26 protein-coding genes are annotated in these 24,683 nt (G+C 35.8%); 3 read left to right on the top strand and 23 right to left on the bottom strand.

All coding sequences use genetic code 11. The features are described from left to right. Positions 1–29: 29 nt before the first annotated feature. The 11 genes from LF886_RS10130 to LF886_RS10080 all read right to left on the bottom strand — a co-directional run bounded on the left by LF886_RS10130 (position 30) and on the right by LF886_RS10080 (position 8,250). Entirely contained in the window at positions 30–413 is a 384-nt protein-coding gene (locus LF886_RS10130; RefSeq protein ID WP_236853987.1) for a VOC family protein, read from the bottom strand. After that, positions 410–916: a GNAT family N-acetyltransferase gene (locus LF886_RS10125; RefSeq protein ID WP_236853986.1), complete on the bottom strand. Its 507-nt coding sequence runs from the start codon at positions 914–916 to the stop codon at positions 410–412. Before LF886_RS10125 ends, LF886_RS10130 begins: the two co-directional genes overlap by 4 nt. A gap of 3 nt (positions 917–919) precedes the next feature. Continuing rightward, positions 920–1,345 (bottom strand): SRPBCC family protein, encoded by a 426-nt coding sequence (locus tag LF886_RS10120; protein ID WP_236853985.1) that lies wholly within the window; start codon positions 1,343–1,345, stop codon positions 920–922. A gap of 224 nt (positions 1,346–1,569) precedes the next feature. Continuing rightward, complete coding sequence (locus LF886_RS10115; protein ID WP_103233793.1) at positions 1,570–3,183, bottom strand: Na+/H+ antiporter; 1,614 nt, start codon at positions 3,181–3,183, stop codon at positions 1,570–1,572. Between the two features lie 150 nt (positions 3,184–3,333). Then, the gene (locus LF886_RS10110; RefSeq protein ID WP_236853984.1) at positions 3,334–4,338 is read right to left on the bottom strand and encodes a bestrophin family protein; all 1,005 of its coding nucleotides are present in this window, start codon (positions 4,336–4,338) and stop codon (positions 3,334–3,336) included. 79 nt (positions 4,339–4,417) lie between these two features. Next, positions 4,418–5,095 (bottom strand): DUF2490 domain-containing protein, encoded by a 678-nt coding sequence (locus LF886_RS10105; protein ID WP_236853983.1) that lies wholly within the window; start codon positions 5,093–5,095, stop codon positions 4,418–4,420. Between the two features lie 130 nt (positions 5,096–5,225). Beyond that, complete coding sequence (locus LF886_RS10100) at positions 5,226–5,618, bottom strand: DUF1398 domain-containing protein (RefSeq protein WP_236853982.1); 393 nt, start codon at positions 5,616–5,618, stop codon at positions 5,226–5,228. A 154-nt stretch (positions 5,619–5,772) separates the two neighbouring features. Further along, positions 5,773–6,462 (bottom strand): response regulator transcription factor, encoded by a 690-nt coding sequence (locus LF886_RS10095; protein ID WP_236853981.1) that lies wholly within the window; start codon positions 6,460–6,462, stop codon positions 5,773–5,775. An 11-nt stretch (positions 6,463–6,473) separates the two neighbouring features. Continuing rightward, positions 6,474–7,250, bottom strand: coding sequence for a sensor histidine kinase (locus LF886_RS10090; protein WP_236853980.1), 777 nt, complete (start codon positions 7,248–7,250; stop codon positions 6,474–6,476). Positions 7,251–7,271: 21 nt separating this feature from the next. Next, positions 7,272–7,904, bottom strand: a complete 633-nt coding sequence (locus LF886_RS10085) for a hypothetical protein (RefSeq protein WP_236853979.1) — start codon at positions 7,902–7,904, stop codon at positions 7,272–7,274. A gap of 19 nt (positions 7,905–7,923) precedes the next feature. Then, entirely contained in the window at positions 7,924–8,250 is a 327-nt protein-coding gene (locus tag LF886_RS10080) for a hypothetical protein (RefSeq protein WP_124535296.1), read from the bottom strand. 316 nt (positions 8,251–8,566) lie between these two features. On the opposite strand from LF886_RS10080, the gene LF886_RS10075 reads away from it, so the two are divergent. After that, on the top strand, positions 8,567–9,409 hold the full coding sequence (locus tag LF886_RS10075) for a T9SS type A sorting domain-containing protein (RefSeq protein ID WP_236853978.1): 843 nt from the start codon (positions 8,567–8,569) through the stop codon (positions 9,407–9,409). Positions 9,410–9,500: 91 nt separating this feature from the next. Here the strand turns inward: LF886_RS10075 and LF886_RS10070 are convergent, their stop codons facing one another. From LF886_RS10070 to LF886_RS10030, 10 genes are all read right to left on the bottom strand, one after another. After that, entirely contained in the window at positions 9,501–9,950 is a 450-nt protein-coding gene (locus LF886_RS10070; protein ID WP_103235231.1) for a VOC family protein, read from the bottom strand. A gap of 56 nt (positions 9,951–10,006) precedes the next feature. Continuing rightward, positions 10,007–10,378, bottom strand: coding sequence for a VOC family protein (locus LF886_RS10065; RefSeq protein WP_124535300.1), 372 nt, complete (start codon positions 10,376–10,378; stop codon positions 10,007–10,009). Next, positions 10,375–10,779 (bottom strand): hypothetical protein, encoded by a 405-nt coding sequence (locus LF886_RS10060; RefSeq protein ID WP_236853977.1) that lies wholly within the window; start codon positions 10,777–10,779, stop codon positions 10,375–10,377. The genes LF886_RS10065 and LF886_RS10060 overlap by 4 nt, the downstream gene beginning before the upstream one ends. Before the next feature lie 2 nt (positions 10,780–10,781). Continuing rightward, entirely contained in the window at positions 10,782–11,252 is a 471-nt protein-coding gene (locus LF886_RS10055; protein WP_236853976.1) for a hypothetical protein, read from the bottom strand. Between the two features lie 10 nt (positions 11,253–11,262). After that, on the bottom strand, positions 11,263–11,718 hold the full coding sequence (locus LF886_RS10050; protein WP_236853975.1) for a DUF1569 domain-containing protein: 456 nt from the start codon (positions 11,716–11,718) through the stop codon (positions 11,263–11,265). 107 nt (positions 11,719–11,825) lie between these two features. Beyond that, positions 11,826–13,034 (bottom strand): ABC transporter permease, encoded by a 1,209-nt coding sequence (locus LF886_RS10045; protein ID WP_236853974.1) that lies wholly within the window; start codon positions 13,032–13,034, stop codon positions 11,826–11,828. A gap of 66 nt (positions 13,035–13,100) precedes the next feature. Continuing rightward, positions 13,101–13,784 carry an HlyD family secretion protein gene (locus LF886_RS10040; RefSeq protein ID WP_236853973.1) on the bottom strand — a complete coding sequence of 228 codons (684 nt, stop codon included), beginning with the start codon at positions 13,782–13,784 and terminating at the stop codon, positions 13,101–13,103. Positions 13,785–13,828: 44 nt separating this feature from the next. Further along, a complete protein-coding gene (locus LF886_RS24110; RefSeq protein WP_410685618.1) occupies positions 13,829–13,951 on the bottom strand; it encodes a biotin/lipoyl-binding protein in 123 nt (40 codons plus the stop codon). A gap of 115 nt (positions 13,952–14,066) precedes the next feature. After that, positions 14,067–14,222, bottom strand: coding sequence for a hypothetical protein (locus LF886_RS10035; RefSeq protein WP_236853972.1), 156 nt, complete (start codon positions 14,220–14,222; stop codon positions 14,067–14,069). Next, positions 14,219–15,484, bottom strand: a complete 1,266-nt coding sequence (locus tag LF886_RS10030) for a TolC family protein (RefSeq protein ID WP_236853971.1) — start codon at positions 15,482–15,484, stop codon at positions 14,219–14,221. The genes LF886_RS10035 and LF886_RS10030 overlap by 4 nt, the downstream gene beginning before the upstream one ends. A gap of 401 nt (positions 15,485–15,885) precedes the next feature. Between LF886_RS10030 and LF886_RS10025 the strand changes: the two genes are divergently transcribed. After that, positions 15,886–17,061 carry a hypothetical protein gene (locus LF886_RS10025; protein WP_236853970.1) on the top strand — a complete coding sequence of 392 codons (1,176 nt, stop codon included), beginning with the start codon at positions 15,886–15,888 and terminating at the stop codon, positions 17,059–17,061. 287 nt (positions 17,062–17,348) lie between these two features. Here LF886_RS10025 and eco read toward each other — a convergent pair whose 3' ends face one another. Then, entirely contained in the window at positions 17,349–17,837 is a 489-nt protein-coding gene (eco, locus tag LF886_RS10020; RefSeq protein WP_124535314.1) for a serine protease inhibitor ecotin, read from the bottom strand. A gap of 152 nt (positions 17,838–17,989) precedes the next feature. Then, a complete protein-coding gene (locus tag LF886_RS10015; RefSeq protein WP_236853969.1) occupies positions 17,990–23,908 on the bottom strand; it encodes an alpha-2-macroglobulin family protein in 5,919 nt (1,972 codons plus the stop codon). Positions 23,909–23,986: 78 nt separating this feature from the next. On the opposite strand from LF886_RS10015, the gene LF886_RS10010 reads away from it, so the two are divergent. Further along, the gene (locus tag LF886_RS10010) at positions 23,987–24,682 is read left to right on the top strand and encodes a hypothetical protein (RefSeq protein WP_317207659.1); all 696 of its coding nucleotides are present in this window, start codon (positions 23,987–23,989) and stop codon (positions 24,680–24,682) included. The last annotated feature ends 1 nt before the right edge of the window (position 24,683 follow it).

The raw sequence follows: 24,683 nt of genomic DNA, 5'->3' as shown, positions 1-24,683 counted from the left end.
TCTAAATATTTCCCCAAAAATAGCAAATTTTATTCCGTATTGCCAAGATTATCTACAGCCTGTCCAAATTGTAATCTATATCCGTTGTTGTCATAGACTGCAAATTCTCTCATTCCCCATTCAAAAGTCTCAATCGCATAACAGACTTTGGCTTTTGTTTTAAGGTCTTCCCAAAGGGCATCCACGTCATTTACATTAAAATAAAATGACCCTGAAAAACCAATTGAAGAAGGCTTTTCATGCTGATTAGGCTGAGAAAGCATAATAAGTACCTCATCTTTACGAAGAGAAGCCCATTGCCAGTCCTCATTTTTGTCCATAAGGGTAAAACCAAGGATATTCATATAAAATGCTATGGTCTCATCAAGGTTTTCTGTCCAGAGAATAGGATGAACTGCAGTAAACCGTGTCATAATTCCTGTAATTCAAAGGTGTTTTTATGGATTTTCATATTCAGGGAAATCCATGTTTCTTGATCAATCTTTGCTTCGCTTTTAACATCAGAATCAAAAGCAAAACCTACTTTTCTGTAACATTCAATAGCTCCGGTATTCCAGTCGTAAACGTTCAGTTCTGCAGTTTCTTTATCAAAATGACTGAAACCGTATTTGAGAAGCTCCTGCATTACTTTTTCCCCATACCCTTTTCCTCTGTTGTTTTCATCCCAGATCAGAATTCTTCCCAAAAGGAATGTCTTTTCTTTCAAAAAAATCTGAGCATGCCCCATTGTATTTCCGGTCTGATCTGTAATTTTAAATAAGGTTCTGTTTTTATCAGACAAATCGGTTTCCAGCTGCTGTTCTGTAAGCGGAAATTGGTAGGCAGGTCCGGCAAACTGAAGAAGCATTCTTTCATCGGTTATCTTTGAAATAAGCAACGGTACGTCTTCAACTGTAAAAGGCAGTAATGTAATCATGATTTAGTTTTCCAGATATATTTTTAAACTTTGTCCTACGATAGCTTTCCAGCCTTGTGTAAAGTTTTCTCTTGAAAATCCGTCGCCTAAATCTATGAAGTTTTCAATTCCCTCATGGGTCAGCGTTATCACAGTCTGTCCATCTTCTGATTGTAATTCCCAGGTGACCATTGTTTTCAAAGGTGAAGAATCGGGATATGACCATGTATGTTTTAGCTTCTGATTGGGTATTATTTCTAAAATTTCACCCTGATGGTGGTATTTATTTTCTCCACCGGGTTCGTAGAAATTGAATTGCTTCCCTATTTCTAAGTCAAAATCCTGGATATCAAAATACCAGGATTTCATTTCATTTTTATCGGTTAATGCTTTCCATACTTTTTCAGCCGGAGCATTTATTGTGTACTGAACAGTGATTGGTGTGTTCATATTATGGATTTAATATGTTTAATTTTACAATATTTTGGTTGAAATATTTAACTACAAAAGTCACATTTTTTTTAAACACTTAAGTTGTTTAAAGTTTAAGTTTCTACTAGCGAGAAGTACACTTAAGTTCTGAAAATCTTAAAATTTTCATTTTGTAAACTTTTTACAAGTGCCTGTTCATTTTAGACTAAATTCTTTTGTGACTTTTGTGGTTTTCTTTTTAATTATCCATGTGAAAAGCCGGTGATCTTCGCTTCATCAAAATCCAGCTGCATTTCAATCGCTCTCATCACATGATCATCAAATATCTTTTCTCTTTTCATTCTATGCAACTCGTTTCTCTGTGCCTGAATAACCTGTCGCAAGACATCTTTATTTTCATTAATCGCCGTTACATAATCTCCTGTGGAAGCCATACATTGCGCTTTGTCTGCCATCAGCATCATTTCGTTTTCCAGTTTATGTTTCTGATGACGTACCAGACTGTTTGTTACGGCCAGCTCAGAAAAATCATTATCCAGTTTATGCAATGCTGTTTCTTTCAGCTTACGCATAAGAATTACTTCCTGTTTTTCTTCCGGCAGTTCACTTCCGGAATCCTGGATATTCAATAATTTCAGGATCGGGCTCAGCAATAATCCTTGTCCTACCAGAGTAATCAATATGATAACGAAAGTTACAAATAAAATAATATTCCGGTGGGGAAATGCTTCTCCGTTTGGTAAAAAAGCGGGTATCGACAATGCTGCTGCCAATGAAACGACCCCTCTCATCGCTGCAAAACTGATGATAAACGGCTCCCGCCAATCCGGCTTGGGAACTTTTAATCTTAATTCTTTGGAGCATACTCTTGGGAAATACATTAATGCATAACTGTATAGAATTCTTGTCCCGATAATAGCTCCCCCAATAACCACACTGTAGAAAATACCTTCTGAAATGGTGTATTCTTTCATTCCTTCGACTACGATAGGAAGTTCAAGACCAATCAGGATAAAGATGATCGTATTCATCAGGAATATCAGGACACTCCATACATTTCCGGACTGAATCCTTGAGGTATGGCTTAGATAACAATGTGAATTGTATGACATCAGCAATCCTCCGGTAACTACTGAAAGCACTCCGGAAAAATGAAAATGTTCCGCTCCTACATACATGATATAAGGTACAATAAGTGTGATGATCGTATCTATATTGGAGTTGGTAGGAATGACCCTCAATAATGCTCCAAACAGAAAACCGACAGCAACCCCTACCGCGATTCCTCCAATTGCCATTGTAAAGAAATCCTGAACAGCATCTCTCCAGATAAACTGTCCTGAAATAACTGCTGCCAAAGCAAATTTGAATACAATCAAACTGGATGCATCATTAATAAGACTCTCCCCTTCCAGAATACTGGTGATCTTTTTAGGGATTTTCATATGCTTCAGTACCGAAGTAGCCGCTACCGCATCCGGTGGGGAATTGACCCCTCCCAACAGGAATCCCATGGCTATTGTAAGGCCAGGAATGATAGAGGACGAAAGATAGGCCACGACTATGGAGGTTAAAAATACCAATCCAAAAGCCATGGAAAAAATCTGCTTTCTCCATTTATGAAAGTCCTGCCATGAGGTGAACCAAGCCGCTTCAAACAAAATAGGCGGCAGGAAAATAAGGAACACAAGATCAGGTTCTATTTCAATACGGGGCATTCCCGGTATAAAGCTTATTAATAATCCTGCAATCACAAGAAAAATTGGATAAGCGACTTTTAATTTTTGCCCGATCATCACCAATATCATCACAGAAAGCAGTACTGCAATGGATATTATAACATAGCTGTGAATCATTTTGAGTCAGTTTTTTTTAAGTGTTATTTTTATTTCCGGATATAACTTAATGTATTATCCAAACCTTATAGGTTTTAGAAACCTATAAGGTTTCCTTTATATTCTAAGTCCAACTCTTTTTGTTTTATAAAGAATATAAAACTGAAAGGGTTAAAGTACAATATTATTCTTCGGAGTAATTGCCGGCGGAAGGTCAGATTCATCCAGCATATCTCTCATATCAATTTCAATGGTACGGCTGATCTGAGTGATGGGAACATCATTGGGACTTCCTTCAAATGGATTGACAGAAGCTTCTCCTACACTGTCCAGGGTATGAAAACACCATGTCACCAGTAAAGAAAACGGAATATTAAACCATATTGCCCATCCTTCAACGATGGTTCCTTCTCCTAATTTATCAAATTCTTTCAGCAATCCGAAAGGCACAAAGACAATAAATAACAGCAAAAGATAAGTGGTAATGGAAGAAAAATTTCTGGGATAAGGAAAGTTTTTAATTCTTTCAGCTTTTCCCTGACTATCGGTAAACTTTACCAATTGCTGGTTGATCTGCGTCCATTGGAAATCGTTTAACTCTCCTTTTTCATAGGCTTCAGACAATACTTTACTTTGGCTGGCCATCAATTGTGTTGCTCTGTTCTTTTTGCTTAAAATATACTGAACTTCAGGTTCTGAAAGATAATTTTTCAATTCTTCATCCAGTTTGGAAAGTCTCTCCGGAATGTCATATTTTTTGGAATATTCGTCAAACTGGGCCGTCCCCATATTTTCCCATGCTCTTGGCTCGCGAAGCTGAAATCTCAGTGCTGTAAGCCATGCATAATGACGAAGAAACATCTCTTTTACTTTAGCGGAATCTTTTGAAATCAGCGCATCTCTGAGAATATATCCAAAACTGCGGCTGTCGTTAATAATAGCTCCATAAATCTGTCTTGCTTCCCAGAGCCTGCTGTAACTCGCATTGTTTTTAAATCCTACAATGAACGCTACTGCGGTTCCCATGATCGCAATCGGCTGCCAGGGAACAGAGAGAAATGTCCAGCCTAAAAAGTACAGGACTGTAGGAATAGCTGATAGTACAATCAGCGCGTAAATACTTCTTCTGGTCCAGCTAATGAACTCACGAGCTCCAAACCTTTTTCCTGAATGCATAAGTGTTTATTTATTTGTGTTTATTATTTTATTTTTTAAATAATGATTTCATCAGAGCATTCAGCGATACCGATCAATATTAGTTTTTAGTAAACGGAATATTGTTATAAAAACCAATCTGAATCTGCCCCCGGTTCCTGTTTTCCTGAATCTGATTCATATAACCTGCTTCAATCCTCATGTTTTTATTGATGACATATCCTAAAGCTCCATAGACTCTGTTTCTATCAAAAACCGGACTATTAAAGTGAAGAAAGATCTCATTATATACCGAAGCATACAAGGTTTTTGGCAGCATTTCCTTTTGGGTAATCGGAATATTCACTCCAATCATATAACGGAATCTCATTCTGAAATCATCTTCCAGAAAACGTTCTTCCAAACGGTAACGGTGCTGAAGATTAAAACGCCCGAATTTCTGCTTGGTTATAAACTGCTGGAAAATTCTGTGTTCAATATTTTCTTTTTTCTCACCATTTACATAGGGCTGGCTCAGAATGAAACCATATCCTAGTAAAACATTATTATTATTTTCTGTAAGATCATATCCAATCCCTGTACGGATCAGCAATTGTTCCAGGTCTCCTACTGCGTCGAAATTACGGTACTGAATCTCATTGTGCCAATTCAGCTTCTTGCTGATCTTGTTATTTCCAAAATACATATACCATGCTCCCATATCATTTTTTTGAGCATATGTCAATATTGATCCTAAACTTAATACCGTGAATGCCAACTTCGTAAAAACCTTTTTCATGCTTAATAATTATTATTATCTATCGTTTTTAACAAAATTAATAATTTAAATCAATAATAGCAAACAATATTTTATACTGCGATTTAAAGAGATTCTGATGAAATGGTTTACCTCTATTATCCATAAAGTATTATCCAGGAACCTGTTCTGCCAGAATATCATTTTCATTCTGGTCAAAATAAGTACAGGTCATTGCATGGAGATCCATTGTCCAGCCTTTGATTCCATTTTCTGCACAATCTTTACAAAAAGTTATGTAATCTGTTCCTCCTTGCTGATGAAGCTTCAGTCTTACTTTAAAATTTTCAAGGTTTAAGGTATCAGAAATGGTGAGAGAATCATACTTGCTTCCGGTCTGCACAGATTGGTTTTCGGTATTAAAGTATTCGGTATTTCCTTCCGAGACATATGCTTTGTAGTGAGAAACACCCAACGTCTTTATAGCTTGGATATATTGGGGGAAATCGGCTCCGCTTTTTACTTTTTGGTGTTCTGCTTTAATGTTTTCAATTGTAAATTTCATTCTTTTGTATTTTCTGAGTGTTACTTTTTAAGGGTATAAAATTATTATTTTTTCATAAACAAATCATCTGCATCTGCTTATAAAAACAAAAATTCATGTCATCAGAAAATATAAATTTTATTTAATTTATTAATGAAAACAGTTCTAAGAATATTTATTCGAACCTGTCTTTTAAGTAGTTCATATCTGCGATTTTACTCTCTATGGCATATACCACTAAACCTGCTGTATTTTTGGCTCCGGTTTTCAGCAAAAGACTATTGCGATGCCCCTCAACGGTTCTGGAGCTTAAAAAAAGTTGATCTGCAATTTCAGAAGTGCTGTATTGTTTACAGATTAATTCCAATACCTCTTTTTCTCTCTTGGAAATATGATTGGCATCAAAAATACTGGAAACTTTCTTTTTAGGTTCTGTAAGGTTTTGATGTAATGCTTCCATTACTTCATTATTATAGAAAAAACCTTTACTATATACTTCCCGGATTGCAGTGAGTAATTCTGCGGGACTTGAGTTTTTTTTAAGAAAGGAACAGGCTCCTGACTGTATCATATTGACAATAAACGCTTTTGTATTATAGCTCGTCAATGCAATAATCTTGATCTGAGGATATTTGATATGGATTTGTTTGGTCGCTTCTACTCCGTTAATTTCCGGCATATTGAGATCCATCAGAATGATATCCGGCAGTTCTTCCAGCGTTACAAGTGCATCAAGCAGCTCTTTCCCATTGCTGAAATCGCTTACCAGCTCAATATCTTTCTCCCGCTGTATCAATAATGAAATTCCCTGACGAAACAGCGCTTCATCATCTACAGTTATTACACGAATCATATCCTTTTCCATCTTATAAATATTTAAAATGTAAATTCAACAGTAATTCCTTTAGTGTTTTCACTTTCAATGTTCAGTGTTCCATTGATAAGTTCTACCCTGCTTCTGATATTGCGCAACCCTAATCCTCCTTTCAAAGTATTTTCATCAAGATTAAATCCTTTACCATCATCTTTATAAATACAGGTATTCTTTCCGTCTCTCCCCAAAAATTCTATGTCAATATGAGTACTTTCACCGTGTTTTATAGAGTTGTTAATGAGTTCCTGAAGTATTCTAAAGATATGTAAATTTTTTTCATCTTCTGCTTTTGCAAAATACAGACTGCTAGAATAAGTAACCTGCAGGGTTTTGGACAGGTTAATTTCTGAGCACAATGCATCTATTGCAGCATGCAGTCCAAATTTTTCTAAAATGGGAGGAAGCAGATCATGAGAGATTTGTCTGGCGCTTTCGGCAGTTTTATTGACCAGATGTATGATTTTATTTTTCTGATCGTTGTATTCTTCTCTGGCCATATTATCAAAATCCAGGAGATGGATATGTAAAGAGACCACGCTTAGTTTTGAGCTGATGTCGTCATGCAGATCCTGAGCGATCCGCAGCTTTTCTTTTTCCTGAGCACTTATAATAGCATGGGTAAGATCTTTCTCGTATCTAACCTCCAGCTCTTTTTTCTGAATAAGATTTCTTGTTATTTTCTTATTTGAAAAATAATAAAATATGATCAGGGTAACAGCCAATAAGGTAAATGCCAGAAAGGTATAAACGATAGTGGAAATAATTGTATTCTCATTCATCTTGTAAAATCATAACAGTAATTACACATTTTTTCTACGGGAAGAAAGATATTCTGTCAGAATAAAAATCTGGTACACAATAAACATAACCACATTGAATACCCATATTTCTTTATGCAGTTTCCTATTCATCACCGTATACAGATTTCCGGACAAAAATATAACGGTACTGCTTATCAGATACAGTAAAAGTCCCAGGCTTATATAATTGTATTTCTTGTTGGTATCCAGTATATTATATAAATGAAATAATGCCAGAATTATAATAGAATAAGAAGTGACAAAAATTTCAAATAGATTAAAAACATAATATTTTTCCGGATATATTATATATTGTATAACGAGAACGATAGGAATGATAATTAAAAGAGTACGTGCTGTTTTCTTCTGATATTTTTCCGTTAAAATTTCATGAAAGAACAACCCCAGTAACAAAAACTGACCTATCAGATAATAATGTGAGAAAAACAGATTATTAATCTTCTGATAATTCATTACATAGAAAACAATTTCACATAGTAATATCCAGGCCAAATAGCCGATGAAAAATGTATAGGCTTTTCCAGAACCGGAAAAGCCTATGCAATATACTGCCAGATTAATCAGCAGAATGCCTTTTCCAATTAATGACAATATTTCAATCCAATGATCCAATGATCTCTAGTTTTTCAGGTTACAGATTCAACCATTTCACAACGGAACATACACTTGGACAAGGTGTCGTCATATCATATACATAATATCCTTTATCATAATCTACAATATCATTATCATCTGCATCTACCCCTACCATCAGAAACTTAAATTCTCCTTTATTGGTAATTGCATTATACCCCCGATATTTTTCAAATCCTTTGTCTTTAATGAAAATATCATGAACGTCTTTTGCAGGGATAAGGTGAGCCCGTATAGACATTCCGTCAATCACTTTTGTATTTTGCCAATTTGCAATCCATGTTTTAGCATCATCTAATGATACTGCATGTTTAGGTAGTTCCATAGTTTTTCTTGTTTTAAATTATATAATAGGTTTAGAATAAAATCACTGTAAGTGCACATTACAAGTTATGAAAAAAAACTAACCATACTGTGAAATAAATTCATTTTAATTAACATAATATCCATTTTCCAAAATTATAGTAATATCAAATAATAAAATCGCGTATTTCTACGCATTTTTCAATTTGGCATTTAATACGCTGTTATCGCTTTGTATTTCACTGTTTCTTTGTGGTATCCTTTATAGGAAAACCTCGTGAGAATACAAACAGTACCGGAAGCTTATGGTCTTCTGTAAACACTAAAAAATCTGTATCATGAAAAAAAATATCTTTTTTGCAATTTTTGTTATCCTAAGCAATATTGCAGCGATCAATGCACAGATAACCACTGTAACTTTTGAAACTTCACCTGGCGGTAGTACAAACTTTACCAGCAATGGATATACATTCAATATTGTTTCACAAGCCGGAACTTTTAGAATTCAAAGCAATTATCCGGGCACCGGATGGAACGGAACAGCTAATGACAATGTCTATATCGACAATACAGGAACAACCAATATCAATGCTCCTTCCTTCAGTGTTAAAAGCAGTTCTTCATTCACTGTGTCCAAGTTTTGGGTATTCTTAAGCAATACTGCTTTAAACCAGACGACCTCATCAGGAACGCTGATCATTACAGGAAAATTAGCAGGAGTTACAAAGTTCACCACCACAAAAACATCCGGCTTTAATACAACATTCAATGCAACAGCGGGAACAACAGGCATCAACAACGGGTTTACTCTAATTGATCTTGCTACCCTGAATAACCAGAATAACAGCAACACAACCATTGATGAAATCCAGCTGCAATCCACCGGAGGATATCTCTATATGTGTCTCGATGCTTTTACATGGACAAAAGTTTCAATGCTGGGAACCTCAGAAAACACGATCAAAGACAAAGCGAATATTTATCCTAATCCAACTTCGGGAGTCTTCCATATAGATCTGAAGAAAAATGATAAAGTCTCTTTATATGACCAGTCTGGAAAACTGATGAAAGTTACAGAAGCGGTAAAAGGTGAAAATAAGTTTGACATCACCGAACTTCCCGAAGGAATTTATCTCATCACAACAGAATCAGCAAGCTATAAAGTCATTAAAAAGAACTAAAAAGCTATTTCTTACAAACAGTTTACAATACATACTAAAAAAACCGACAGATATCTGTCGGTTTTTCAATATTTTCAATACAAAAATGAATTTACGGATGTTGCTGCATTTTAGCAGGATCATCATAATTTACCATCCAGTTGATCCCGAACTTATCGGTAAACATTCCAAAGTAAGCTCCCCAGAAAGTATCTGCCATTGGCATAGTTATCTGTCCGCCAGCAGAAAGACCGCCGAATAATTTGTCTGCTTCGTCTTTAGATTCTGCGTTCACAGAAATAGAAAAATTGTTTCCTTCTTTGAAGTTAGAAGCCCATTCTCCGCCTGTATCACTTCCCATTAATATTGTTTCCTTAGAAATCGGAAGAGAAACGTGCATGATTCTGTCTTTATCTTCTGCAGAAGCTTCTTTCCCTTCCATTGGAGGCATTTCCCCAAATGTTCCGATGTAAGGATATTCTCCGCCAAAAACCGACTTATAGAAATCGAATGCTTCTCTGCAATTTCCATTAAATGTTAAATAAACGTTTACTGATGCCATAATTGTTTTTTATTAGTTAAGTTTGTTTTAAGTAGTCTTTGTTGATTTTCAAATGTTTATCTGTGCTGATCTATAAGAATCATGTTTCCATCCGGATCTTTCAGATAAATATGTTCAGGTCCTGAAGTGGTTTCATCCGCTTCTTTCCCGATTTCTATCCCGCTTTCTTTTAATCTTTTCTGAATTTCACGCACATCTTCAAAAGATTCGAGATTCTGTGCATTTTCGTCCCATCCCGGATTGAAAGTAAGCATATTTCCGTCAAACATTGCCTGGAAAAGTCCGATCAATGTAGAACCATTCTTCATAATCAGGTAATTCTGTTCTGCAGCTCCTGCCATGGTTGTAAAGCCCAGCTTCTCATAAAAGTCCTTAGATTTCTGAAGATCTTTTACACTTAAGCTGATTGAAAATGCTCCTAATTTCATATTTTTTTTGTTTTTAAAGCGAGTTGATGTCCTGCGAAAATCAATCCCCAAACGAGAATTCCTGCGATCCAGAACCAGATTGGAGTAGGTAATGTTACCATCATATAAATGGTCATCAGTAAAAAAATAATTCCACAGAGTATTGCTGCTGTATTTTTCCCGTTATTTGAAATTTTTGTAGCTGTAAATCCAGAAAGAAAGGCAGCTAATGCATAGGCAAGAATGATAAAAAATAACGCCATAAAAGGAGCTTCACCTACATACACTTTCAGTGCCTCCATATCTCCGGTACCCGCTTTTGCAGGAGGAGGATATAAATAATGGCCAATATTTTCTACTAACGTAATGCATAGAGATCCCACAATAAGCCCCACTACCACTGCCAATATTCTTCTCAGCATGATTATTGGTTTTTTAAATGGGTTGCAAACTCCAGAGTTCCATCGTAGCTTTTCCAGTCGCCAACAAGCTCAATGTTTTGTTCTTCAATTTTTTCTGTTTTCTTATTCCATTTGAAGTTGTAGACCAATTTTCCTTTAAGAAGCCCTGAATGTTTTCCTTTGTTCTCTTCCGCCAGCTCATATTCCCCAAATACAGTTCCCTGCTTTTTGGAATCTTTATATTTCGAAATGGTAATCTTACCTTCAAATTTTGTATAGTTGGTATCTACAAGAGTGTATCCTGAAACAAAATATTCCTGATCATTCTTTTTATTCTGTTCAGAAATATTGATCTTAAGCTTCAGTTCCTGACCTTTGTTTCCAATAGTTCCTATATAAGGTTTACTATTGTTCAGCCAGGTATTTGAAATATCAGGCATCTGCCCCAACACAAAATTGGCGGTCAGAATGAGGAGTAATAAAAGTTTTTTCATGCAGTGATTTTTAAACGCCAAATTGTGACAGGTGGTGGTTCAGATGTTTGGCAAACATATTATTCCACTCCTGAGATTTCAATTTTCCGAAAGAGAAAGATTCTTTACCATCAAAAGCATCTGCTCCCAATTGCTGGGTCTTTTGGATAAAACCAATCAATCTTGTTTTTTCTTCGTGAAAATTTTTTCTGGTCGTTATCAAAAACTGCGGAGCGGTAGGAGAATCTCTTGGATATGCTTTCTCTCCTACTACTTTAGGTTTTACAAAGGTCTTTAATATAAATTTTGCAATAGATCCCGGTTTCTTATGCTTCTCGGGTTCATAGATCATCTCATAGGTTATACTGCAGTGTGCCAACATCTGATCTACCGTCATTTTACCCCACAAACCATGGGTATCTTCCACCAGTCTGTTTATTCTATCAATATAGTTTTGAGCATCTTTTGCATCAAATACATTTTCCATATAATTTCTATTTTACTATGGACAAATATATTAGTTTTTTCGTTTGATTTTATAGTCGGTTGAAAAAATTGAGAGTTGCCGGCAACAAATTAACCTGCAACAAAAAACTATTCAACATCCTCCTGAGAAGTATTCTCAACCGCAATTTCCTGTGGAGCTGCTTTTTTGAAAATAAACCAAAGTTTGATTTTTAAAGCAATCCAGCCTATAATCGCATATACCACTAAAAGAATGCTTAGATGCTTCAAATAAGGGAATGTAAGTTCTACCGAACCTTTTTGAATTAATAGAATTTTAAAGGCCTGTAAAAAAGGAGTTAACGGAATAATATTGGCAATAAACTGAACGAAACCAGGCATTGCATTCAAAGGCCATGTAAAACCACTGATGATGAAAGCCGGTGAGGCAATTACCATAAGAATCTGTGTTGCCTTCAATGCGTCAGGAATCAGAATACTGATAAATACACCTAAAAATGAAGCTGATCCCACAAAAACGGCTGTCAGAAGAATAAAATTGAGTATTCCTTGGGGCATCGGAACGTGGAAAATCATATGCATAAAGTAATAAATACCAACAATCAGAATAGAAAATACCCAAATTGGGATCACTTTAATAAGCATAGTTGGGAAGGCCCATTTTTTCATTTTCAGATATTCTTTCACAAAAGATCCTCTTTCAAATTCGGCAGCGAAACTTACGGCCATTGCCAGGAGGATTACCTGCTGTAATACCACTGCCAGCATCGCCGGCCACATGAAGATAAGGTAATTTCCTGTTGTATTGAACAGGGTAATATAATTGGCTTTGAAAGGTTCATATTGTGTAGCCGCTTTTGCAGCAGGCATTCCTGCTTTTTGAAGGGCTTTGATGGAAGCTCCGGCAGAAAATGTTCCTATGGTCAGCTGAAGCGCTTTGGAAGCAAAATTTGCAGTTAAAACATTCCCTGTATTGATATAAACATTCAGTTCAGGGTATTTTTTCTGAAGCATATCTCCTTCAAACCTTGAGGGAATAATCACGACAGCCGCTGCTTCATGTCTGATCACCTCATCCTTAATGCTCAGAGGTTCCTGCAAATATTTGATAATTTTGATGCTTTTATTATCATCCAGCATTTCCGTCAATTGGTTAGACAAAGGAGTATTGTCTCTGTCGACCACCAATACGGGAGTATTTTCAACTTTTCCGCTTTTGTAGACAAACCCCAGCAAAGTGGCATAGAAAACGGGAGCCAAAAAGAACACCGTCCTTAAGGTAGAATTGCCGATAAAAAGTTTGAACTCTCGTTTTAAAAGACGGAAAAATTCTTTCATCTGTATATTTTTATATTGTGAAGAACAAAATGAATCTTACTTAAAGCTCATCTGTTCCATTTCAATTTATTTAATGATTACATTGGCATTGACCAAAATACTTTTAGCCTTATTCATATCTTTGGGTTTTACTTTAATCTCGTAGATTGCGTCCTGCAGCTGATAGTCAGGATAAGCAGTGGTGATATCTGCATACTTTGTCAGCTGCTTGATATACACAATGTTTCCTGTCAGGTTTTCTTTATTATAAACCACTTGCATATTGACCTCCTGCCCTTTTTTATATTTTGAAATTGAACTTTCCGGGATAGTAAATCTGAAGTAGGTGCTTTCCGGAATATATCCGTTGAACAGGGCAAAACCAGCGGTTGCCAACTCACCAGTGTTCAGGCTGATGGTTTCTATTTCCATATCGTTGGTCGCAATGATGTATCTTTCAGAGTAAGCCACATTAGCTTCCTGTAAAGCTCCTTTGGCCTGTGATGCCTGACCTGCTGCCATTTCCACTTTTTCGAAACGGGTTCCTCTCTGTACATCATCCAGTTCTGCTACAACAGCATCATATTGTGCTTTTGCTCCCTGCAATTTTGCATAGATTTCGTCATGAGCCTGCGGAGACATTAAGCTGTCACGGAACATATTGTTTGCTCTTTTGTAAGATTTCTGTGCAAATTCATATTGTTCTTTCAACCCTTTATATTTTGCCTGAAGCTGCCTCATCTGATCGGCTGTAGCTCCGTTTTTCGCCATCTGCTCCTGGGCTGTGGCAGCACTTACGGCACCCTGAGCCTGAGCTATTTTTGCAGAAACTTCCGGTACATCAAGTTGTGCCAGGGTATCTCCTTTTTCACAGTTTGTCCTTCGGAAACATATATTTTTAAAATCCTTCCGGTTACCTTAGGGGCAAAAGAAATCACATCTTTTTTTGTTTTACCTTCTGGATCTTTGATCTTTTCATTTTTTTGTCACAGCTCCCCAGCATAAAGAAAACAGCGAAGAGTATAGATATATTTTTATGCATCATTTAAATTTTTAAGGGATTAAATAAAATTTGGTGATATCCAGTTCCTGGGTAGATCTCATCAGTTCTATTCCCGCTCTTCTCTGGTTGAAAATGGCATTCTGATATTCCAGTTCGACAACTTCAAGGTCGTTTTCTGCATCGATCAGCTGAGAAGATTTACTCATCCCATATCTGAATTCTTTTTCTGCCTGTATGAGTGCATTTTTGCCAATTCTTTTTCTTTGGCTTTTAATGGGATCTGTGCAGAAGCAATATCATAGTTGGTTTGATTATTGGCTAGATTCAGTGTCAGTTTTTTCAGGGCATCTTCTTTCTGGTTTTGGAGTACTTCTTTTCCGACTTTAGCTGTCTCTTCTGCATGTTTTCCTTCTTTACCGTCGAAAATCTCCCATTTAAAGCCTACTCCAGCAGTGATCAATGGAAATACGTTGATATTATTGGGTCTCCAGTCCAGTTTTTTCCCTTCATATCCAAGTATTGGGACTGCCGGAATAACGTTTTCTGAAGACTTGATCCTGTTACCATACAATCCGATATAATAGGCGGAAGCCATCAACTGTACTTTAGGAATCATCCATGTTCTTTCAGCTTTTATTTTATAGTCTGCCGCACTGATGCCATGTTCCAAAGCACGGATCTCGGCTCTCTGTTCTATTCCTTTTTCTGCAGCAAGCAATTCTATCGGAGACAATACCGGATCAATCATTCTGAGTCGGTCTCTGCTGATGCCGGTTAAAATATAAAGCTGGGTAAGAAGCAGTTCCTTCTTTCCTTCATATTCTACCATTTTTGCATCTAAAGTAGCCTGAGCCAGTTCGATTTTCTTATGATCGTAAGGTGTAATCAAACCATAACCAAGCGCTTTATCTGCGGTCTTTCTGTTAATGTCTAGTCTTTTTTTACTTTCATCCAGCACTTTTTTAGACTGATGAATCAGGGCTAGCTGATCATATGCTTTAGAAATAGTGGCAATAACCTCATCTTTTGTTTTTTCCAGCAGAATATCTTCAGACTTTTTCTTTTCTTCAACGGCTTTTTTCAGGTACTTGACCTTTCCTCCTGAATACAGAAGCATTTTGGCATCTGCCTTGGCAATCCCTGAAAAACCTGACACATTGAAATTATTGTTAAAAGCTCCTTCCGGAATATTGATAAAGGGAGCGAGATTGAATTCCGGTGACGTCAGTCTTGCTGTTCCGTTGAGATAGCCGGCTTTACCACTTAATTCCAAAGTAGGAAGAAAGATATCCTTTAGTTTGTGTTCGTCAAGATCAGTAAGTTTATTTTGGGTAATCTGCATTTTGAGGTTCGAATCCTGAACCATAGCACTATCCAGAAGTTCTTTAAAATCCGGCGCAGACTGAGCCCAGCCAAAAGCAGGGAAAGCAAAAAAACTAAACGTAAAAATCAATAAATTGTTTTTCATGGTTTATGTTTATAACAAATATAATGCAAAAAAAGATAAAATCCTTAAAGATAATTCTACAATATGGTGAATTTAAAGTAAGTTTAAAATATGTTTAAGTTTAAATCCCTACAAAATAAAGTTTTGGCCAGATCGTTTAAATGTTAATTAAAAACTAAAAAACTTTGAAAAAATATTTAACTCTACTTTTTCCATTCACTTTCTATTATGATTTCATAAGTAAACAAAGGGATAAAATGATATTCTTCCGAAAAAAATCACTGATTATTTTTTATTCTATCCTGAATTTTGGAGGCCGAATTCCTACGGAATGAGAAACCGAGTAGATAGACTTTTTGGAAAATAACAAAAACAGCATTTCATCTTAAATTCACAACAACCTATTTAATAAAAAATATATTTTGAAACAAATTCTCACCTTATTCTTCTCTTTACTATACATCTTTTCCGCAGCACAAGATCAGGAGATCTGCAAGTGTGAAGCTTTAAAAAAAGCCAGGGACAGTTCAAGAAAAACTGATTCTTACCATTATAAAATAACCAGAAAACAAGCACTTACTCCTCCTTTTAAATTCATATCTATCCAATATTTAAAAAGGTTTTCAAGATCTGAAAACATAATAGATTCTTTAGAAACAAAAATAGCTTCTGCAGCAAGCAAAGTGGCATCCGACAGTCTATTGGGAAATTATAAAGTAAGTGATTCCATAAAAAAAATAGAATTTGCAAAACAATATGGAGATGTTCCCTGGCCATTAATTGTTAAGACAGGCAAATTTAATAATACCATTGCTATCCTTTATCAGACTGATTCTTATTTCAATGTGAAATACTATCTGAGAATCTCAATGGACAATGGAGAAACATGGAAGAATTATTATACCGGAATGGAAAAGAATAATAACTATTTTTTTAAAAGCAATTCTCAATTCCCATTGTGGAAAGACAGCCGCCATCTACAAATTGAAGCAGATATTGTAAGAATGACCAGACCATTGACCTTTCCCCATGGCGGACCTGAATATGAGACCTTAAAAAACAATGCACTGGTTGTTATTAATATTGATGAGATCATAAAAGATTCTGACGGTGACGGGCTTAATGATCTTGAAGAAAAAATGGAACTTTTTACCAATCCTCATTCAAAAGATACCGACAACGATGGAGTTTCTGATTCCGAGGATAATAACCCCAAATATAAAACGACAGACAATGATTTTACAAAAGCATTACTAGCCGCCATATATGGAGAATATGATCTCATTAATAATCCTGATCCATTAACCATTGAGTTTATCGTGAATTTAAAAACATTTAAAGAAGACTTTGCTTCACAGAGGGAAAGGTATAAGTCTTATTCAAATAACGATAAAAAGAGTTTCCTTGATATGCTGCAATATGATGTTATTGTAACTGATGACGAAAACCTAAGAAGAGCAGATACTTTGGGTAAAAGAATAATTTTTCTCACCTCAAAAGAATTTTCAAAATACGTCCAACAAAGTTTTAGTAATTTATATGTTCCTGTTTACAGCAAACTTTTCAAATGTGATGATAAAAAGACACTTATATTTTAATCCATAATGGAGTTTCCAGAGGTGAAACTTATGTCATAACAAGAGTTCCTGAAGGTTGGAATATTAAGGTAATTAATCATTGGATAACATAATAAAATTCGCTTTATTCTTTTAATCCAATCTAAATTTTGGAAGCTGGATGCCTACGGAATGAGAAACTGGGAGGACAGGCTTTTGGAAAAATGATCTGCTCAATCAGCAAAATCTGCGAGAGATAATATTCAATTATAAACGAAAACTCCCCACATCACTGTGAGGAGTTTTCTGTATAATTATAATAAGCTGATTTACTTTTGAACTGCTTTTTTCATCGCAGCATCCGGACGTAAAATTCTGTAACGTACTTCAATATCTTTTGGTACATAGAATACCAATGGAAGTTTGCTGTTGTATCTTACGATTTCAGGTTTTAAGGTAACAAACTTCTTAGTCTCTTTCTGACCAGGACATCCCATCAATGTTCCGGCTGTTTCTCCTTTAGACTCTACTTCATAATAGTTGTATCCCCATCCCTGAAGATCCTGAGTTTTCATTTCTCCCATCAGGAAGTAATTGTTACAATCTACCATTTTTTCAGCACCTACGAAAAGCTCAACTTTTAAATCGTTTTCATTTTTTGCCACGGGAAGCTGAATATATACTTGTTTATATCCTTCTTTCGCTTTTGGGAACATTTCAATCTGTAGTTTTTCAAACTTTTCTGCCTTCTTTTGTGCGAAAGCATTTACTCCAGCCATTAATATCAATCCTGTAATTAAAGTTTTAGAAAATTTCATCTTTTAATAATTTTTTAATTTGTATTACCTTAATTCCAAAAATCATTCCATAATTAAACAATTGTTTGGTTTTTCGATTTAATTATATTTTTACTTGAAAGCTTTAAACAAAAAAACTGTAGTAAAATCACTACAGTTTTTATGCTTATAAATTATTCTGAGATTGTCACATTATTTCCTTTTGTGTGAGCATTCATCTGTGGTGCATAATAGTTCTGCATGGTCGTAATTCCGTTGGAGAATTTACCGGATGCATTGGCCACCACATCATATTCAAAAACATATTTTCCTTTCGGCATGTACTGAATATAGAAATTGGTAGAGGCGTCTTTGGTCGACTGATAATACCCTAGGTTATTTTTCCATTGGTAACCTGAAAGCACATCTGTAGGCTCAAATCCAGCAGCACGCATATCTTTAATATGAATAAACTCCATCGCTCTGTCGGTATTCAGGATCATTCTTACCGTTATCTTATCTCCTACTTTCAACGGGGTTTCGGTTGAGATTTTCTGAAGTTCTTCTCCGTTTACGGTTTTCACTTTCTTATAAAGTTCTTTCGTCACGGAAATATAGTTTTCTGAAGATTTGATTTTATCCAGATCTTCATAATACTGCCAGAACAATCCTCCCTGAACAATTCCGGGACCAGGTTTTGTAACGGTGACAGTTGCTAAGTTTTTATCTACAGCATCTGTTTTCACTGTTGATTTCACATATCCTGTTGCCTGAGTCTGAGGAGCTAATTCTTTTCCGCCCCAAACGATGGTAGCTTTATCACTTTCTGCTCCCGTCCATGATTTTCCTGAATTCAAAATAGTGAAGATCACTTCTGCCGTACCTCTTGAGCTTCCCCATGAGTTGACTTCTTTCTGAGTTACCAGCCAGATTTTCATGTCTTCAATAAAGTTTTGGTCATTGGATTTTAACTTATTGAAAGCTTCCAACGCTCCTGCATGGTTTACGACTTTAGAACCAAACCATCCCCAGTCATTCAGGTTTTGTTTCCAGTAAACTCCTTGTGTTTTTGTATCTGTGGAAGTTTCTTTAAGGTAGGCCATCAACTTATCAGATATCTCTTTCAAACCATAATCATTCATCAATAATGCTGAACGGTGAAGTCCGAAGAATGTGAAATCTGTGATTTTAGCTGTTTTTGCTTTTTGTTTTACCAACGTTTTCAGAGAAGCTCCTTTTCCTTTTAAAGGATATTGCTTTTCCCAATAGTTTCTGGTATCAAGGTAATCTATCGCCCAGTTGTTCCAAACGTTGCCTTTTTTCACATCAAAATATTTGCTGACTTCATTGTCTACATATTGAATCAATTTTGCTACTAAAACTTTCTGTTCTGAGCTCTGATAGTCTTTCACATTATCTTTTAACCATGAATTGATTTTTCCTAAGTTTTTCAGAATATACAATGATGTTCCGTAAGAACTTGGATAACCAGGATACCATGAGAATCCACCGTCAGGGTTTTGCAGTTTTTTGAAATCATCCCAATCCTGATTGATAGAATTTTTCATTGTATTGACATCAAATAATAATGCCAGCTTCTGCATCTGCTCCCCTTCATTTTTACTTTCCAGTACCCAAGGAGTTTCTTCAAGCAACAACTGTTTCAACTCTTGATTTTTCTCAAGATTTGAATTTAATAATCCTTTATTCTGATATTCTTCAAAAACTGTTTTCATTTTCGGGTTGGCTTTGAATATTTCCGAAGCCAGCACATCCGCAAACCATTTATTAAAGATTACATCCGCAGAATTATTCTGATCATTTTTAAGACTTGGAAGCGCAAACATAATCTCCCAGATCGGATTCGTAGTGAGCTCCAGTGTATTGGAAACATTAGAAGCTGTTGTAGAGGTATTATTTTTAAGATTATCCAGTACAAATGTTTTCGTTTCACCTTCTTTCACAAAAACAGGAACGGCATCCGTCACCAACATTCTGTTGGGCAATACGGCTATAGCCTGTTGTTCCCCATCAGAATAGGCTCCAGCTTTGGCAACAACTTTGAAAATAATAGAGGAAACATTGTTCGGAACTTTCAATTTCCATGTGAGTGCATTGCTTCCGTTTTCATTCAAACTGAAGTTTTGTACTCCTGAAGTGATTCCGAATTTTGAAGAAATATTTTCATTGGTAAAAGCATCCAGAATCTGTAATTCGGCAGAACCATTCAGTTTTTTATCGGTAAGGTTTGATAGTTTCGACTGCAGATTCAGTTCATCTCCTTCTCTCAGGAATCTCGGATAGTTTGGTGTTACCGAGAATTCTTTCTGCGTTACCACTTCTTTTTCTAAAGTAGCAGCTCTTGCATCTTTAGTGTGTGCTAAGAACATCAGTTTCCATTTTGTCAACGCTTCCGGAGAAGTGAATTCAAAGCTTGCATTTCCTTCGGCATCGGTTTTCAGATCCGGATAGAAGAATGCCGTTTCGTTCAGATTTTTACGAACAGCTACTTTGTCCAGGTTTTCTTCAGAAGATCCTGGAGGAAGAGTTTCTACCTTCGGAGCTTTTACAGGTTCAGGAACTACATTTTGAATAACTTCCAATCTATCTTCTGCAACTGCAGCTCTGGCAGTTTTAAATTTTGCCCCTGCAATGGGTGATGGCGGCGGTGCATAAGCCGGAGATTTCACTCCTTCCTGATTGCTAAATCCTACAATTGTTTCTTTTGAAATCGAAAAATACGAAAAATCACCATCAAACCAGTTAAACTCAGGAACAGCTATATACCTGTCTTCAAAATATCTTAGTCTCTTCTGATAGTTTTGCTGCTGCAGATAATTTTTGATCCCATAAGAAGTTACAATCACAAATGGGGTATATAATTTTCTCCAGCTGTAACTATTTGCAGCAAACTGATCCAGAGACATATCATACATATTGGCTAAAAACTCAGCATTGATCTTTTCTTTATCATTTCCGGTTACTTTCACCGTCCATTTTTCCTTAGCATTCGGCTCAAGCTTATCTCTGAAGGTTACCGTTTCAATTTTTAAAGGTTTTTCTGTGTCTTTTATTTTTAAAGAAACAGATTCTGTATTCACATCATTGAATGCTACCAGCTGAAACTGAAGGTTCAGATCTGATACACTTTTATCTTTAGGAATTTCAGCGGTATATTCTAATATTCCTTTTTTCATCTGATGAACTTCTGAAGCAGTTTTTCCAGATCCATCCTGTACAAAAACATTGACCAATGCATCAGGAACTGCGGAGAACACATAAACTTTCGCCTTTTCTCCTCTTGACAATTCTTCTTTCGGAGCAATTACTGTAAGGAATGTTTTTTGAGTAGGTTGTAAAGCTGTTTTATCCCAAACACTGAAATACTGAGAAGTTTTGATGGTATCTTTTCCTTCTATATTGAAAAGTTCCAGCTGGTAATCTCCTGTTTCCAGTTTTCCTAAATCAAGATTGGTTGAAAGCTGAGTATTGTCAGTAGATGGCTGTTGTTGTCTTTCAACCAGTACTTTTTCCGTTTTCCAGTTTTTGATCTCATCATTTTTATCAAAAAGATCGTGTGGGAATTTGCTGATAAATTCTTCTTTTGAATATTTTGGTAAATTCTGAACATCAGATTTGAAATTATCTCTGAAAATCCTGTCTGGAGCAATCAGTTTTGATAGCTTAACCTGATATGGCTTTTTAAGATTCTGTTCGTTATAGTTTTTAGTTTCTACCTTTAATTTTACATTTTCGTCTGTAAAAATATTGCTGATATTTTCTGCCTGAATATAATGAGAAACCGACGCTACTTTCAATTGAGTATCCGCTGTCTGCGTTTCACCATTGATGTCTGTAACGGATGCATTGATGGCATAATTGTCAATCTGTATTCCTTCCAGTTTTTCATCTTTTTTAAGCTCCAGACGGATAACAAACTCTCCTTTTTCATTGGTTTTTGCTTCTCCAAGAATTGAGTTTTCATTATCATTATTCTGTGGGTACCAGCTGAAGTATCTCCATCTGATATTCTGTTTCTTGATTTCATAGTTCACTGTGCTATTGTTCAATGGAACTCCGGAGAACATAACCGCTTTTCCTTTCAGCTCTATAGTCTGTCCGTATTTGTATTCCTCTTTTACAGGATCAAAAGTGACTTCAAACTTAGGTCTTTTGTATTCTTCTACTTTGAAATTTTTATATCCCTGGCTTTCTCCGTCTATTCTCAGATAAAAATTACCATTCAGTTTTCCTTTTGGAAGGATGAAACTTCCATGATAAGAACCAAATTCGTTGGTAGTGAACTCTTGCGAAGAAACCTCTTCACTATTTGTATTTAATAAAGTTATTTTTTGTTTTAATCCAGACAGAACTCCTTCAACTTCCTTATCGATTCTTGTATTAATAACTTTGAAATAAACAGTCTGTCCGGGACGATATATTCCTCTGTCTATGAAAATCTGAGCGGTTGAGCGAGTCTGTTTATTAGGATTATAATCGTCAGCATATCCTCTGTTTCCATACACCTGCATGATCTGGAAATCATTCGTCTTAGGCTGCTGGATCAGGAAAGTTCTGTAATAGTCTTTACTTTCGGTTGATGGGAACTTAAATACTCCATTTTCATTGGTTTTACCTTCAATTTTATTTAATGTTTTATTGGAAACAAATTCATAAAATCTAAGTCCCTCATTTGTAATCGTTTTACCATTTTCACTATTTACCAGCTTCAACTCATCTGCAAGAGGTTTTCTGTCCGTTTTAGATTGATAGATAATTCTGTTTCCGGAAACCAAAAAGTAAAAATTATGTCTCGAATCGGTATCTTTCATATCAGCTCCGGCAACAGTGAATTCTGCTACATAAGCTCCTGAAGGAAGTGGTCTCACTTCCAATGAAGTTTTATGATTCTGATAATCTTTAGGATCCGGAAGCTGGAATGTTTCTTTCCTTACCAGATTCTTTTTCAGTTTTCCAAAGGTATTGGAATAAGAGTCCTGAGCATATTGAAGCAACGAAGTAAAATCGTCTTTCACTTCATAAATATTCAGGGTAAATTCTGATACATTCTGATATTCTGCCACAAAATGAATCGGGAGATTATTCTGAGTCTGGGATTCGTATTTTAGGGTCAGGTAAGGATTTACAATCTGAGCTTCTTTGCTTTTGATATTCTCGAGGAAAAGAGATTTCAGATATTCACTTTTAGCCTGAGCAGCCAGTGCAATCGCTTCTTTAGGTTTCTTCTGGGCAACAAGTTCATCCATAATATCTCCCATGATCATCACTTTATAATCCCCTTCTACATTAGATTTCAACAGATTTTGAAGCTGCTGAAGTTTATCTTTGCAATGACTGAAATTACAGTTCTCCGTCAACTTTTCCTTCATGAAATACAGCTTTGAATTACCGCTGTTCTGTTCGATCAGTTCATCATAGATAGCATTGATCGTCGTATGGTTTGCTGTCAGTTCATTTTTGGTGAAAATATTGTTTTCAGATAAAAATGCTACCTTCTTCATTGCATACCAATCTGCCAGTGTTGGAAAATAGGCTATATCACTTGTTCCAGAAAATATATTCTTATACTTTTCCAGGGAAATCTTTTTCATTGCAGACTTCTCCTGATCAAGTTCCTGAAAGTTTTTAGTCAAATAGTTTTTAAAATCAAGCTTACTCCATGTTTCAATCTGTGAAACATCCTGAGAGTTGATATTGGTTCTTCCGTTTATTTTCCATGAGTTCTGGTTGTAATAATCCATGAAAAAGCCATTCAGTAAGACTTTATAGACCAGTTTGCCTTCTCCGTTCACTTTCCCTTCCGCATCCTTAAGTTTTTTGAAAAATTGGGAAGCAGAATCGTTCTGATCATCATCCACAGTTTGGTTTACAATACTGAACTCCGCTTTCAGAGATCGGATCAGCTCGAAGGCATTATTTTCTTTCATGGCTTGTTTTTGTATGTCTAAAATAATGGGAAGATTAGATTTATAAGCTCCTTTCGTACTGTTTTCAACAATTTTTTTCCATTGGGTATCGTATTTCTGTGCGGATACCGTTGTAAAGCTCAGCATTACAAGCAAAAGCAAAAAAATCTTGGAAAATCTTTTCATATATATTAATTTTGATAAATGAACATCTTAAAAATACTCAAAAAAACTATCATAGACAGCCAAATTTATGTCTCCCTTATGGGAACTCTTTTTGCAGTATTTTTCATGACAGAGCAAAACACATTCCGCTTCCCTACTTTTGCACTTATTTTCATCACTTATTTCAGTGGTTATCTGTATACTAAATATCAATATACCAAGCATTTTTTCAAAATACTGTTTGTCAATGCACTCGCAGGAATCACCTGTGCACTCCTGATCATTTATAATCATAATGAAATAAGACTATTGAAATGGTTCATCATTGTAGTATTGGGATTACTTTACAACAGCTTTTTCCTTGATGTTTACATCCGGAAAATCCCTTTACTGAAAGTTTTTTATGTAGGATTGGTATGGGCGCTGGTTAATTGCTGGCTCACTCTTCCGGAATTCAGTATTCCGATTTTTCTGATCAGTTTTTTCTTTATCACGGCACTTGTCCTTCCTTTTGATATCAGGGATATGAATAGTGACAATGTAAAAACCTTTCCCATGCTGATAGGGGTACAAAATACTAAATACATTGCGTATGCCCTTGTTTTCATCAGCTGTATCATTGCTACTTTCTATCTTGAATTACATTATGCTTTGGCTTTTTTTATGGCAAGCATTATAACTTATATTTTCATCTATTTCTCTGATAACAAAAGAGATGACACGTATTATTCATTCGGGGTGGAAACTTGTTCGGCACTTCCTTTTTTATTTTTACTAATAATGGAGTATTTTTGAC

This window comes from Chryseobacterium sp. MEBOG07, assembly GCF_021869745.1.
Lineage (GTDB): Bacteria > Bacteroidota > Bacteroidia > Flavobacteriales > Weeksellaceae > Chryseobacterium > Chryseobacterium viscerum.
The sequence above is the reverse complement of the archived record's forward strand: the minus strand, read 5'-3'. Positions and strand labels throughout refer to the sequence as shown.

What these genes read in the sequence shown, in the direction of transcription:
- LF886_RS10015 (WP_236853969.1), bottom strand. Translation starts at nt 23,908, where the DNA reads ATGAAAAGATTTTCCAAGATTTTTTTGCTTTTGCTTGTAATGCTGAGC.
- eco (WP_124535314.1), bottom strand. Translation starts at nt 17,837, where the DNA reads ATGAAATTTTCTAAAACTTTAATTACAGGATTGATATTAATGGCTGGA.
- LF886_RS10055 (WP_236853976.1), bottom strand. Translation starts at nt 11,252, where the DNA reads ATGAAAAAACTTTTATTACTCCTCATTCTGACCGCCAATTTTGTGTTG.
- LF886_RS10040 (WP_236853973.1), bottom strand. Translation starts at nt 13,784, where the DNA reads ATGGCGAAAAACGGAGCTACAGCCGATCAGATGAGGCAGCTTCAGGCA.
- LF886_RS10065 (WP_124535300.1), bottom strand. Translation starts at nt 10,378, where the DNA reads ATGAAATTAGGAGCATTTTCAATCAGCTTAAGTGTAAAAGATCTTCAG.
- LF886_RS10120 (WP_236853985.1), bottom strand. Translation starts at nt 1,345, where the DNA reads ATGAACACACCAATCACTGTTCAGTACACAATAAATGCTCCGGCTGAA.
- LF886_RS10095 (WP_236853981.1), bottom strand. Translation starts at nt 6,462, where the DNA reads ATGGAAAAGGATATGATTCGTGTAATAACTGTAGATGATGAAGCGCTG.
- LF886_RS10125 (WP_236853986.1), bottom strand. Translation starts at nt 916, where the DNA reads ATGATTACATTACTGCCTTTTACAGTTGAAGACGTACCGTTGCTTATT.
- LF886_RS10035 (WP_236853972.1), bottom strand. Translation starts at nt 14,222, where the DNA reads ATGAGTAAATCTTCTCAGCTGATCGATGCAGAAAACGACCTTGAAGTT.
- LF886_RS10130 (WP_236853987.1), bottom strand. Translation starts at nt 413, where the DNA reads ATGACACGGTTTACTGCAGTTCATCCTATTCTCTGGACAGAAAACCTT.
- LF886_RS10110 (WP_236853984.1), bottom strand. Translation starts at nt 4,338, where the DNA reads ATGCATTCAGGAAAAAGGTTTGGAGCTCGTGAGTTCATTAGCTGGACC.
- LF886_RS10100 (WP_236853982.1), bottom strand. Translation starts at nt 5,618, where the DNA reads ATGAAATTTACAATTGAAAACATTAAAGCAGAACACCAAAAAGTAAAA.
- LF886_RS10010 (WP_317207659.1), top strand. Translation starts at nt 23,987, where the DNA reads ATGGGAACTCTTTTTGCAGTATTTTTCATGACAGAGCAAAACACATTC.
- LF886_RS10080 (WP_124535296.1), bottom strand. Translation starts at nt 8,250, where the DNA reads ATGGAACTACCTAAACATGCAGTATCATTAGATGATGCTAAAACATGG.
- LF886_RS10050 (WP_236853975.1), bottom strand. Translation starts at nt 11,718, where the DNA reads ATGGAAAATGTATTTGATGCAAAAGATGCTCAAAACTATATTGATAGA.
- LF886_RS10105 (WP_236853983.1), bottom strand. Translation starts at nt 5,095, where the DNA reads ATGAAAAAGGTTTTTACGAAGTTGGCATTCACGGTATTAAGTTTAGGA.
- LF886_RS10090 (WP_236853980.1), bottom strand. Translation starts at nt 7,250, where the DNA reads ATGAATGAGAATACAATTATTTCCACTATCGTTTATACCTTTCTGGCA.
- LF886_RS10115 (WP_103233793.1), bottom strand. Translation starts at nt 3,183, where the DNA reads ATGATTCACAGCTATGTTATAATATCCATTGCAGTACTGCTTTCTGTG.
- LF886_RS10070 (WP_103235231.1), bottom strand. Translation starts at nt 9,950, where the DNA reads ATGGCATCAGTAAACGTTTATTTAACATTTAATGGAAATTGCAGAGAA.
- LF886_RS10060 (WP_236853977.1), bottom strand. Translation starts at nt 10,779, where the DNA reads ATGCTGAGAAGAATATTGGCAGTGGTAGTGGGGCTTATTGTGGGATCT.
- LF886_RS10030 (WP_236853971.1), bottom strand. Translation starts at nt 15,484, where the DNA reads ATGAAAAACAATTTATTGATTTTTACGTTTAGTTTTTTTGCTTTCCCT.
- LF886_RS10045 (WP_236853974.1), bottom strand. Translation starts at nt 13,034, where the DNA reads ATGAAAGAATTTTTCCGTCTTTTAAAACGAGAGTTCAAACTTTTTATC.
- LF886_RS10075 (WP_236853978.1), top strand. Translation starts at nt 8,567, where the DNA reads ATGAAAAAAAATATCTTTTTTGCAATTTTTGTTATCCTAAGCAATATT.